We start from the raw sequence: 12,097 nt of genomic DNA on the forward strand, positions 1-12,097 counted from the left end.
TAACGAGTAATTATATCATAATTTATGTATATATGGTTATTATTGTAATGTTTATTTTGTAGCTAGATTCCTCATTACTAGATTGGACATAAAAGGTTAGGCAGATTAAAAACGTGAGGGTAACTATCTTCTAATGCATGGATAAAAGTACTTTAAGAAAGAAAAGGGGAATAACACATGACCAAACCTAAAATCTATACAATGAGCTTCGCAAAAGTCTATCCTCTCTACATCGCAAAGGCAGAGAGAAAAGGACGAACAAAGGCTGAAGTCGATACGATTATTTGTTGGTTAACAGGGTACAGTCCGGAAGAGCTGCAGGAACGGGTGGATCAACAGACAGATATTGAAAACTTCTTTGCCGAGGCCCCTGAGCTTCATCCTTCCCGCAGTTTAATCAAAGGAGTCATCTGTGGTGTTCGAGTAGAAGACATTGAGGAAGAAACCATGAAAAACATTCGGTATCTAGATAAGCTGATTGATGAGTTAGCGAAAGGAAAGACGATGGAAAAGATTTTGCGAGATTCGTTATGACCATCACAAGCAAGCCCAGTGAACTTACTTTCACTGGGCTTTTTTATATCTTATAGACCACTCGATCGATAAAAATAAAATCCATTTGAACGAATTCACTCTTCATGTCGTCAAAAGAAGTGATATCAAAACAAATTGGTTATGAAAAAGGAGTGGCGTGGATGGATATGAAGATGATTTTACCTCTCGTTTTGCTGCAAGCCATTTTAATGGTGATTGGTTTGTTTGATTTGCTGAAAAGAGATCCATCTAGGATCAGAGGAGAGGTGAAGTGGGTTTGGGCTTTGGTGATTGTGTTTGTGGCGAGTGCCGGTCCTATTGCGTATTTCATTTTTGGTCGTAAACAATCTTAGTAGGGGGGATTTGCTTGAATATGCTGGAGTGTCAAGGGCTGACGAAATCGTATGGTCGGCATGAAATTTTAAAAAACGTTTCGTTTTCTGTTGGGGAAGTTGGTTGTGTCGGTTTTTTAGGAGCCAATGGAGCGGGGAAGACAACGACGATTCGGATTTTGACGGGGCTTGCTCGTCCTACGTCTGGCGTCGTGAAGGTGGCGGGTATGGATGTGACAAAGGACATGGATGACATCAGTCATGTGATTGGATATTGTCCGCAGCAGCCTGCATTTTATCAGGACATGACGGGGCAGGAGTGGATGCATTGGGTTGGCGGGTTATTTCAATTAGAGAAAAACATCATTCGCTCCAAAACTGAGGAGCTGTTGAAGCTTTGCCGTGTGTATGAGGCGAAGGATCGTGCCATTGGCAGCTATAGTGGAGGAATGAAGCAGAGGCTCGCCATTGCACAGGCGCTCATCAACAGCCCGAAGGTTCTTATTCTAGATGAACCTGTGTCCGCACTTGATCCGATGGGGAGAAAAGACGTCCTGACTTTGATTGAGCGTTTAAAGCATGAGATGTTGATCTTTATGTCGACCCATATTTTAGATGACATTGAAAGGGTGGCGGATCATATTATCATGATCAACAGCGGAAAAATTGAAATGTCCTCTTCCATGAAACAGATCAAAGAAGACTATATTCAGCCAGTGATTGAATTTCAATTAGAACAAAAGAATACGAAATTAGTGGCTTTGTTAAAAGAGCAGGATTGGATGGAGGAATGCATTGAGGCAGGGGACGGTTATCAGGTGCGAGTGAACGATCAACAAATGGCGTTGAAGGAGCTGCCTGGTCTCATCACTGAAACTGGCGGTGTTCTCCTCCATTATCGACTATCTAAGCTGACGCTTGAAGATATTTTCATGAAGGTTGTGAATGCATGATGATGCTGAAAAAGGAATTTAGGGAGTTATTCACTAGTTATAAAATTTTATTTGTGCCGATCATTTTTACGATTTTAATGATCACACAGCCTATTACGCTCAAAATGCTGCCGGATCTTTTATCGAAATCAGCTAATTTACCTGAAGGGTCCACATTTTATATACCAGAGCCTAGCGCTGGTGAGGCTTTAGCGAGTGCATTGAGTAAATTCGATTCGCTTGGTGTTTTTATTCTCATTATGATTGTGATGGGGACGATCGCTGGAGAGCGTGCCTCTGGGGTGACGGCGATGATTATGGTGAAGCCGATCAGTCGAATGAGTTATTATGTCTCAAAAATATGCGCCTATGCTGGTTTGACCTTGTTTAGTTTGGTGGTGGCGGTGCTTGCCTCCGTTTATTATGTGGACATTCAATTTGGGCATCTGGATTGGGTCAATGTGGTAAAAGGAACGCTTCTTTATTACCCCAATTTATTGCTGATTGTCGTGTCGACCATTTGTGCTTCGGCGTTCTTTACGCGTTCCGTCACAGCCGGCGGTGTATCGCTTGTGATCAACCTTATTCTATTTACCGTTCCTTCATTTTATGAGGATACATTAGGGAAGTTTGCGCCTAAAGGCGTGACAAGTGCGGCAGAGGAGATGATTCATAGAGGGACTTATTCGGATCAGACTCTTACAAGCTTTCTAGGTGTATCGGTATTGATTGTTATCTTTTTTCTCATTGGATGGTTTCTTTTTAGAAAACAAGAATTATAGGTTGCTGGACCCTTTGGAGCAGCTCGAATTATCGTTAGAGAATGTGAAACGGAATGTAGAAGCGGCAGATATGGCTGTAGAAGAAATAACGAAACTAGTGTTTTATCTTGTGGGAGAGTTCGATGCTGCGAGTAGAAAACGAATCATGAGTCAGTTTTTAGGTGATCATCTTCCTTGTATGACGATGGTTTATGTGGTGGCCCCGGCTTCTCCTGCTTTGAAGGTAGAGGTGGATGCTTGGGCGTGTCAGGAGATGGGTTTGGGTGATGGGGCGGTTTGAGGGAATAACTGTTTAATAGATAAAGGATTAGGATACTGTCGCCTAATCTTTTTTTATTTTGTACATGATATATTTTCTTAATCTGTTGTACATAGAATAGATTACCTCATTCCTATTACCTTGTTATTCTCTATATGGTAATATTAGGGTAAGTGGTTAGTGGGTCTAATGACATTCGCTTTTCATCTTATAACACACCATAGATAAGCATACATCACTCTAATACAAGGGAGAGATTCGATGCCATTCATGGAGGTTCAGAATATAAGCAAACGATACAGTAATGGTGATGGGATAGAGGGCCTGTCATTTTCCATAGAAGCAGGAGAAGTTGTGGCGCTGCTTGGGCCGAATGGCGCCGGGAAGACGACAACGATTCGGTGTTTAACGGGTCTATATAAACCAGATGGAGGGGAAATTCTCATTGAGGGTTTCCCGCCTGGTCATTCCCATGTCCAAAAACAAGTAGCTCTTATTCCTGATCAGCCGTATTTGTATCCAGACTTAACGGCTGCTGAACATGTTCAGTTCCGTGCTCGTGGATATCATAAAGGCTTAAAACAGATCAAGGAAAAGGTATATGGAGCGTTGAAAGAAGTACATATGGAAAAAAAGATGAACGAACTGTGCGGAAGGCTGTCAAGAGGTCAAAAGCAGCGTGTCGTCTTAGCAGGGGCCATTGTTCAAGATGCCTCCCTTTTTATATTAGATGAACCGACTGTTGGGTTAGATATTGCGTCAAAACAGTGGCTGTCGGATTGGCTGAGACAAAAAAGCAGTCAAGGTGGGTCGGTCTTTGTGTCGACTCATAGTCTGGAGTTCGTTCTCGATACGGCCAGCAGGGTGGTATTGATTCGAGACGGTGCCATCATGAAGAATATGGATGTTCCTCAATTAAAGGAAGAACAGATTGAGTGGAGGGCAGAAGTCATTCAACTTCTGGGGGAGTGGTCAAGTGAATAACACACTCTCCCTTTTATGGATGAAATCTCAAAGGCGCTTGATCAGTAAAATCAAGAAAAGAAAATGCCTTTTGTGATCTTACTTCTTTTCATTGCGGCAATTGGTTTTCAGCTAAGCGCAGTTTCAAGTATGGGTGATTGGAATACGGTTGCAGCTGGATGGATCATTGTCAGTTTGTTTGTTCTCTATACGGGGTTTGGCTTGTTTACAAATCGACTCCCTAGTCAAATGAACGATATCATTTGGTTATATGGAAATGGCGCTTCTCTATGGACAGTTGTCATCAGTGTATGGTTGTATCACATTTTTTGGCGAGGGGCTCTTCTCATTGTCTCTGCTGTGGCTGCGGATCTTCTTCTGTTTTTTATGACGCAGCAGTACCCGTTTCTGCTTGGAAAATCACTCATCCTGACAGGGCTGTTATGTTTGATCGAAACTTGGATGATTGCGATGTCTTGTGCTAGAACCATTCGAGTATACAAGCGCCTGCTCTTACTCGGTTTTGTATTGATGTTTGGCTTCTTTGCACTGCTTGTTTTGAATCAATTCATGATGAAACAGCCCTTCTTGATGAACATTGCTGATTCTTTGATGTTTCAAGCTGGACGTATGTTCGAAGAGTTCTCCATTCTTTCTTTCTTCATCTTTATTGGAGTAATGTTCCTATCTTTCCTGATGATGTACAAGGCTAGTCATCGTTTAGAGATGAAGGAGTCTTTAGTCAAGGAGGCAGTATTTTGGGAAGAATTTGAGGGGAAACATATTCAATCAAGTCCAATCGTTCAAAAAAAGGGCAAGACGTGGTGGGGGCTTCCGTCATTAACGGGCAGCTGGGCTTTTCTTTGGATTGAATTATTGCTGCTAAAAAAGTATGCGACCTTCCATTTGTTATCTACCATGCTGTTAATTGGTACTTACTATGTCGTCCTTACTTATTTTTCAGATTGGCTGAATCTATTCTTAATCGTCATCGCTGCATCCGTTCTTTTTAGTTCATATTATGCGGGGATTGTAAGACACGCACAAACAGGAGTGCTCTATCTTTTTCCAGGCGCTTTATATCAAAAAATCATTCTGTTAGAAGTGTTTCAAACCTTTTGGCTGTATGCGTTCTACTTGATTTCACTTTATTTGGTTGAGATTCAGGATGTATTGTATTGGACCTTATTTGGTGGAGGAGTTTATATATGGTTTTTGGTCATACGGCTCTTTGCCTTTATGCAGCCTCTGAGACGAGAAAAGAGTTTTGCTTTGGCCGCCTATTATCGATCATTGCTATTTGCGTCTGTGATCAGTGCTGTGGTCATTATTAGCATTCATCTGTTCACTGATGGCTTGTTGACAGCAATTGTATCCCTAGTGGCTGGAGCTGTATTTTATGTGCTTTGTTATCGATACCGTGCGGTTCATTAAAAAGAGGAGTTGATTGTCAATGAAACCAGAAAATAAGCTGTCTCAATCAGTTCAACAATTGGCAAATACAAATGAAGTAACGATCATTCAAGCAATAGGGGAATTGAGAAAGTTCGGAAAAGATGCAGTGCCCGTCCTTGTTGAGGCTTTAAAAGAAAGAGGATCTCTGCGGAACATTGCAGCAGCTGTACTTGGTGAATTTGGAGCAGATGCGGGAGAAGCAGCTGAGCCGCTAGCCCAGCTATTAGAAAGTGACGAAGAGGATACAAGAATGGCCGCTGCCATGTCACTCATGAGGATTGGACAGCCCAGCTTGCCATTCCTTCTGGCACTGGCTAAACGTTATGAGGGACCTACTTGTTTCTGGGCATCATGGTGTATCTCTTGGGTTGATCCATCAAAAATTGAAAAAAACATGTACGAGTGCTTAAAACAAGAACAAGAAAATCCAACAGGCAGCGTCACTCCTTTTGCTGCAGAGGAAGCATTAGGGAAAATTATCGCTTTTCAGCTAAAGGAAAAGGAGGATGAATAGTGGAAAAGCAAAAACTCAATTGGCCTGAGCACCTTCCGTGGATTCATCCTTCAGATCAAAGGAAAAGTTAGAAAAACATTCAATTGGTTAGTAAGTGTAAGGGAGGAGAGAGTGTTGTTTCTATCAAACAAAGAATTAAAAAGAAACGCGGTTTTTTTCGCAGGGATTGGAGCGGTTTTGTTGATTTTAATGATATTGAAATGGTTTCCGATTCCTGCAGACTGGGAGCTGATGTTGATTTTTTTTGGATTGGGGATTTTGTTTTATTTGAAACGTGTGATGCGGAAAGAAGAAAATCATCATTCATAATTCATCAGTAAGATACCTAGAATGTATATTCTAGGTTTTTTTATTAAAATTACCTTAAAACGCATGTTTTTACATGGGTGTAGAGACCAATTTTTTGAAAGTGTGGTAGGATAAATATGCTTTTATATTTTCCGAAGGAGCTGTCGTGTTGAAGGGATCTAGGGTTGAGTTCATTGATAGTTTGCGTGGTTTTAGTTTATTAGGTATTTTGATCGTGAATATGCTTAATTTTCAATATGATTATGATTTTGAGAAAATGTTTGATTCGAGTTTTTGGGGGCAGGAATTCGGAGTTTATCTGACGGAAATTTTGTTCCAAGGGTCGTTTTATCCGATATTCTCTTTTTTGTTTGGGTATTCTTTTATCAAGCTGATTGAATCAACGAAAGCCAAGGGACTAAATACGAATGCCATTGTCGTTCGCCGGGGCTTTGGTCTTATTGTGCTTGGGATGCTGCATTACATCTTTATTTGGAATGGTGACATTCTTCTTTATTATGGAGCTTGTACGTTTTTCTTGATGATGTTTTTGAGCAGCCGAATCAAAACAATGCTTATTTGGTCGGGTGTGTTAGGGGCGTTGTCTTTAGTCGTTGTGCCATATATGATGAACTTTGTTTATGGGAATGATGATTTTTTAACCGATGTGTATGCGAAGGGTGCATATGGAGATATTTTGCTCAGCCGGATTACGGTTGAAGACGATATGTTGATTGTGACCATGATTCTGGCGATCGTGACCATTACGCTTATGCCGATACTAGGGTTTCTTTTCGGTACGATGATGGTGGGTCCGTTCGCATTGCTTGGCATGGTGATTGGTAAACGAGGACATCTGACAGAAGAAGATCGAGGAATGGCCTATCGCAAAGGCTGGGTATGGATGATTGTCGTCGGGCTTGCGCTAAAATGTGCGACGTTCATTGATGCGCCTTGGAGTGAATTCGTTATGATTCTCGGTGGCTATGTGCTGGCGATCGGGTATATTCAAGCGTTTATTGTTTTTTACTATTCGAAAGCAGCTCAAGGCCTCAAACGTCTGCTTGCAGGACTTGGCCGTTTGTCCCTATCAAATTATTTGGCGCAGTCGATCATTTGTACAACAATTTTCTATTCTTATGGACTTGGTCTATTTGGACAGATGGGGTCAATGTTTGGACTGCTGCTCGCTGTCGGACTGTACACAGCACAGCTGTTCATCAGCTATCTCTATTTGAAAAAATGGAGAAGAGGTCCGGTGGAGTGGATGATGGGAAAATGGGTGTATTGGAGATGAATTTTGTTGGGGAAGGCCGCATAGCTGAAGAGCTGTGCGGTTTTTTTTAGTTGAGTTGCAATCAAAAAATGGTTGATTATTCTTTCAGTGTGTATATAATGTGTATATAGTGTATATACAATATTTCGTTCCAAACACCAGTACAGAAAAAAGAGGTTTTTATATGCAGATTACGATTTCAAACCACTCTAAGGAGCCCATTTATGAGCAAATTACGAATCAAATCAAATCGATGATTTTAACGGGGGAGCTGGCGGAAGGCTCGGCACTGCCGTCTATTCGAAAGCTGGCGAAGGATTTGCAAATTAGCGTCATCACAACAAAGCGAGCATATGAAGAGTTAGAGAAGGCAGGATTTATTTATTCGATTGTAGGCAAGGGATCATTTGTTGCGGAACAAAACCTAGAGGTCATGAGAGAGAAAAAATTGAAGGTGATTGAGGATCAGCTTGGAGCGGTTGTCACAAACGGCAAGGAATTAGGCTTATCTTTTGATGAATTGCAGCAGTTATTAAAGTTCTTGTATAAGGAGTGAGATGAGTGGAGCATGTGATTGAATTCAAAGGAGTATCAAAACGATTCAAGGACTTTTCTGTTCAGAATCTTGATTTACAGGTCAAAAAAGGCTTTGTTACAGGGTTTATTGGGGAAAATGGAGCCGGTAAGTCGACCACCATTAAAATGATCATGAATTTGTTAAAACCAGATTCAGGTGAGGTCAAGATTTTCGGATTAGATTATCACACCCATGAAAAAGAGATTAAGGAACGAATCGGCTTTGTTTACGATGCCAACGTTTTTTTCCCAGGTTTGAATTTAAAAGACATTAAACGGATTGTGGCACCTGCTTATAAACGCTGGGATGACCGTCTTTTCCATCAATATATTGAACAGTTTGGCCTGCCCCTGCATAAAGCAATCAAAACATTCTCAAAAGGGATGCAGATGAAGGCGTCACTTGCGATTGCGCTATCACATCATGCAGAGCTGATTATCATGGATGAGCCAACAGCCGGTTTAGACCCAGTTTTTAGAAGAGAGCTGTTAGGAACGTTACAAGAGTTAATGATTGATGAGAACCGGACCATATTTTTCTCAACACATATGACAACAGATTTAGACCGGATTGCGGATTATATTGCGTTTATACAAAATGGACAATTGGTCTTTCAACAGTCGGTTCATGATGTAGCGGAGAATTATGCGCTGGTGAAAGGAAACCTGGATTTATTGGATCGAGACACAGAAAAGGCTTTTGTCCATATTCAGCGTACAGCAGCAGGGTTTGAAGCATTAACAGATCGGATCGGTGAAGTGAATCATATTTTTGGAGACGCTGTTGTGATCGAACCGGCGTCGCTTGAGGATATCATGTTTTATTTGAAAGGCGGGGTGGCGCATGTTTCATTTAATTAAGCGTGATGTGATTTTGCAGAAAAAGCAGCTGATTATTTTCCTTCCGTTTATCTTATTTTTTATTCTCATGGATGCGCATCCGGCATTGACGTTTCTAGTCGCTAGTTTCTTCATTCCTTTTAACACATATGCGTACGACGAGAAGGCAGAAACGAATATTCTATTAAACTCTTTGCCTTATACACGTAAAGAAATTATCGCATCACGTTATCTTGGTGCCGTTTTCTATATGATTATCGCAATCGGGCTGACAAGTGCTGCTTTATTTGTTTTTGGGAAGCTGTTTTCGCTGACGGATATTGCGATTGGCAGCGGGCTGTTTTTATTGTTTGCGGCGTGTACGTTTCCATTGTTTTATATCTTGAAGCCTGGCTATATCACAACGGCAGTGATTATTGGCTTTATCCTTTTATCTGGTATAGGACCGCCATTTGTTGCCTATTTAGCGGAGCAATTCAGTGGGATCACAGATTTTATCATGAAATTATCGATACCTATTTTATATACTGGGTCAGCTGTGCTGATTATGCTTATCTACCTGCTGTCTTGGGGGCTTTCTACTGCTATTTATCAGAGGAAAGTGTTCTAGGAAAAATAGCTGAATCTATTCAAAGTAGATCATGACCGCAATTATGATCAAGTAGAGGTGAGCGAGATGATGTATAGTCTGTCACGCAAGAGGCGATTTTCTATTTTGAGTCGCATTTGATGGATGAGCTGTATTAAGGCAGGTGCCTGAAATAGTGGGGAATTCTCATTTTCATTTCAATATGCGATTGTTTTAGATATCCCTTCTCACAGTGAATCCATTCATTTTGGTGTCTTGCTCAGCGGCAAGGGAACGGTATGGGCAGATGGGTTTCGATTTGAGGAAGTGAATGAGAAGACACCTACAACCAATATGGTGGAGGATTCTGCATTGCCAGATGTTCCAGTGAATTTACAGTTTGAGCTTGAGGAGACCGTGTGAGCGGTCTTTTTTATTTATTTTATATAAAGAACCTATATTGACAGTTTATCATGAAGTAGATTAAAATACATACCAACGGTCGGTATGTAAGAGGAGGCGTTTCATTTGGCCAGAAATAAATATCCAGAAAAGACAATCCAACAAATTTTAGATGTGTCGACGAAGCTGTTTCAGGAAAAAGGATTTGAAAAGACGAGTTTGCAGGATATCATCCATGAATTGAACATGTCTAAGGGTGCTATTTATCATCATTTCAAATCGAAGGAAGAAATATTACGTGCCGTGATGGATCGGCAATTTCGTCATGCGACAGAGAAGCTTGAAGATCTGATTGAGCATACAGAGGCAGTTCATGCAAAAGAGAAGCTGCAGCTTATTTTAGAGAAGCTTGTGGCAGATCCACAGTCTCACTCAATTGATGGAATCTTAGTTGATCAGATCAAAAACCCGCAGTTTGTGGTGGAAGGGATGAAGGCAGGAGTAAATCAGGATGCGCTTAAAATTAAAAGGCTGATTCTAGAAGGAATTGATGATGGTTCGATGAAGACTGCTTTTCCTGGTGAAGTGGCAGAAGTGTTTATGCTTCTCGTGAATATATGGCTGAATCCAACACTATTTGCTCGTGATCAACAGGAAACTAGTCAGCGTTTGCTGTTTTTACAACAGATGATGAAAGGGCTTGGAGTGGATGTAGTGAGTGATCTATTTATTCAAAAGGTCACAGCGCATTATGCTGGAATTGGTGGATATGATCAGCCTGGAACCTAAATGGTCAGATAAGAGACAAAAAGAAAAATTCATTTCATAGGAGGATGCCTTATGCTTCACTACATAAAACTTGAGCTAAGAAAAAGCCATATGAAACATTATATTCAAGCTAGTATGATTGCAAGCATTGTACTGCTGGTGTTTATTTATTTTGTCGCGTTTGTTGCACAGGTTGAACAGGAAATAGGTTTTCAGCAATATCCGAATATCTATTTGTTGACCAGTATAGTATGGATGATCTTTTTTTCGATCGTCACAGCCTTGATGTATTGTCGAGTGATGGTGACTGCATTGAAAGAGCATGAACCTCATTCATCAAGTCTGAAAGCATCACTCCTTTCGAGAATGGTCTGGATGCTGTGCTTTTCTACGATTGCAATGCTGTGTAGCATCATTCCCTCATTTGTTGTGTTTAGTGTCACTGAAACGTTCTTCTCCCTTGTTCAGGATGCGCTGACAGCTGATGTGATGTTCACTGTGATCAAAACGTACCTAGTGTTTACTTGTTGTATCAACGGTATTGGCATGATTGCGATGAGAGTGGGGTTAATGAAGAAATCTACCTCCATGACCATTCTGACTGCGATTGTTCTATGTGCTGTTTTAGGAAACCTATTAATTGCTTTTTATGGAAATGATCAAATGAATTTCATTCTGTCAGGAGTCATGATCGCAGCCGTTCTCATTGTGATCTTGGAATTATGGGGCAGTATCATCCGGCTTCAAGGGAGATGAGCCGCGTTGAAAAAAGGAGGGAGACATTGTGGAGCATACGATTCAAATTGAAGAATCGGTCGTAGAATTATCGCTGGATTGGCTATTGGGAGAGGTGCGTATTCATCATCATGATCATCCTTATCTATTCATTCGTCAAACGACCAATCAAGCTTTTCCCAAACGCTATTTGCTGCATCATCAGGTAAGAGAAGGACGTTTAGTCATTCAAGATAGACGAAAAAGAATACTCAGCTTAGGGTTTCACCTTTATAAAACTGATGTAGATATTTATCTTCCTAAACAACAATTACAGTCCATATCTCTTCGTTGTAAAGGAGCAAATCTTCAGGCAGAGAGGCTGAAGGTGGAAAATGTCTCTTGTCATTTAACTTCTGGAAAGACGATGCTATCAGGTGAAATCAAGCATCTCCATTTAGAGACAGCAGGTGGACTTATTTCTAGTCGGCAGCTGGTCGCGCAGAGATTATTACTGCACGCCACATCGTCAAAAGTTGAGTTGACGGGTGCTTTTTTGGACGTTGATCTGCATGTAACAGGTAGAAGGATACAGATTCATTCTACAAACATGCTAGATTCACTTAAATCTACTTCAACAGGAGCAAATGTCAAAGTGGCGATACCGGAAAATGATGGGTTTACTTGTTATGTAAAGAAAAGATCCGGCGCTTTCCGGAATGACTTTTCTTGTCATCGAGAGAAGGAAAAAATGGTGCATAAAAATGGATTGCGATCCTTTGAGGTTGATATAAGAGGCGGTCAGTTCCTATTAAGTCATCAGATTTGAAATGACTTTCACCCTTTGATTCAATATATCAATATAAAACAATTTGAATATCTCTTTATGTCGGA

Annotated in this window: 14 protein-coding genes and 2 pseudogenes; all 16 read left to right on the top strand. The window is 40.9% G+C overall.

The window, feature by feature from the left end; genetic code table 11:
- Positions 1 to 177: 177 nt before the first annotated feature.
- The 16 genes and pseudogenes from C6Y01_RS15600 (at position 178) to C6Y01_RS15680 (ending at position 12,032) form a co-directional block, all read left to right on the top strand.
- The gene (locus C6Y01_RS15600; RefSeq protein ID WP_106038462.1) at positions 178 to 534 is read left to right on the top strand and encodes a DUF2200 domain-containing protein; all 357 of its coding nucleotides are present in this window, start codon (positions 178 to 180) and stop codon (positions 532 to 534) included.
- Positions 535 to 695: 161 nt separating this feature from the next.
- On the top strand, positions 696 to 887 hold the full coding sequence (locus C6Y01_RS15605; RefSeq protein ID WP_106038463.1) for a PLD nuclease N-terminal domain-containing protein: 192 nt from the start codon (positions 696 to 698) through the stop codon (positions 885 to 887).
- A gap of 14 nt (positions 888 to 901) precedes the next feature.
- Positions 902 to 1,819, top strand: coding sequence for an ABC transporter ATP-binding protein (locus C6Y01_RS15610; protein WP_106038464.1), 918 nt, complete (start codon positions 902 to 904; stop codon positions 1,817 to 1,819).
- Positions 1,816 to 2,580 carry an ABC transporter permease gene (locus C6Y01_RS15615; protein ID WP_106038465.1) on the top strand — a complete coding sequence of 255 codons (765 nt, stop codon included), beginning with the start codon at positions 1,816 to 1,818 and terminating at the stop codon, positions 2,578 to 2,580. The genes C6Y01_RS15610 and C6Y01_RS15615 overlap by 4 nt, the downstream gene beginning before the upstream one ends.
- 10 nt (positions 2,581 to 2,590) lie before the next feature.
- Positions 2,591 to 2,860, top strand: a pseudogene (locus C6Y01_RS15620) (RidA family protein); the annotation flags it as partial.
- 240 nt (positions 2,861 to 3,100) lie between these two features.
- Positions 3,101 to 3,823, top strand: a complete 723-nt coding sequence (locus tag C6Y01_RS15625) for an ABC transporter ATP-binding protein (protein WP_106038467.1) — start codon at positions 3,101 to 3,103, stop codon at positions 3,821 to 3,823.
- Positions 3,824 to 3,886: 63 nt separating this feature from the next.
- The gene (gene skfF, locus C6Y01_RS15630; RefSeq protein ID WP_223249947.1) at positions 3,887 to 5,236 is read left to right on the top strand and encodes a sporulation killing factor system integral membrane protein; all 1,350 of its coding nucleotides are present in this window, start codon (positions 3,887 to 3,889) and stop codon (positions 5,234 to 5,236) included.
- A 19-nt stretch (positions 5,237 to 5,255) separates the two neighbouring features.
- Positions 5,256 to 5,771 carry a HEAT repeat domain-containing protein gene (locus C6Y01_RS15635; RefSeq protein ID WP_106038468.1) on the top strand — a complete coding sequence of 172 codons (516 nt, stop codon included), beginning with the start codon at positions 5,256 to 5,258 and terminating at the stop codon, positions 5,769 to 5,771.
- A 457-nt stretch (positions 5,772 to 6,228) separates the two neighbouring features.
- The gene (locus C6Y01_RS15645) at positions 6,229 to 7,356 is read left to right on the top strand and encodes a DUF418 domain-containing protein (RefSeq protein ID WP_106038469.1); all 1,128 of its coding nucleotides are present in this window, start codon (positions 6,229 to 6,231) and stop codon (positions 7,354 to 7,356) included.
- A 163-nt stretch (positions 7,357 to 7,519) separates the two neighbouring features.
- Entirely contained in the window at positions 7,520 to 7,891 is a 372-nt protein-coding gene (locus C6Y01_RS15650) for a GntR family transcriptional regulator (protein ID WP_034664402.1), read from the top strand.
- 5 nt (positions 7,892 to 7,896) lie between these two features.
- Positions 7,897 to 8,772: an ABC transporter ATP-binding protein gene (locus C6Y01_RS15655; protein ID WP_034664399.1), complete on the top strand. Its 876-nt coding sequence runs from the start codon at positions 7,897 to 7,899 to the stop codon at positions 8,770 to 8,772.
- Positions 8,756 to 9,361: an ABC-2 transporter permease gene (locus C6Y01_RS15660; RefSeq protein ID WP_034664396.1), complete on the top strand. Its 606-nt coding sequence runs from the start codon at positions 8,756 to 8,758 to the stop codon at positions 9,359 to 9,361. The genes C6Y01_RS15655 and C6Y01_RS15660 overlap by 17 nt, the downstream gene beginning before the upstream one ends.
- Positions 9,362 to 9,538: 177 nt before the next feature.
- Positions 9,539 to 9,742 (top strand): annotated as a pseudogene (locus C6Y01_RS19315) (AraC family transcriptional regulator); the annotation flags it as partial.
- Between the two features lie 135 nt (positions 9,743 to 9,877).
- Entirely contained in the window at positions 9,878 to 10,510 is a 633-nt protein-coding gene (locus tag C6Y01_RS15670; protein WP_080869585.1) for a TetR/AcrR family transcriptional regulator, read from the top strand.
- Between the two features lie 51 nt (positions 10,511 to 10,561).
- Entirely contained in the window at positions 10,562 to 11,245 is a 684-nt protein-coding gene (locus C6Y01_RS15675) for a bacitracin ABC transporter permease (protein ID WP_106038470.1), read from the top strand.
- Between the two features lie 28 nt (positions 11,246 to 11,273).
- The gene (locus C6Y01_RS15680) at positions 11,274 to 12,032 is read left to right on the top strand and encodes a DUF4097 family beta strand repeat-containing protein (protein WP_106038471.1); all 759 of its coding nucleotides are present in this window, start codon (positions 11,274 to 11,276) and stop codon (positions 12,030 to 12,032) included.
- The last annotated feature ends 65 nt before the right edge of the window (positions 12,033 to 12,097 follow it).

The sequence above is a fragment of the Bacillus sp. NMCC46 genome (assembly GCF_002998465.1).
Lineage (GTDB): Bacteria > Bacillota > Bacilli > Bacillales > Bacillaceae > Bacillus.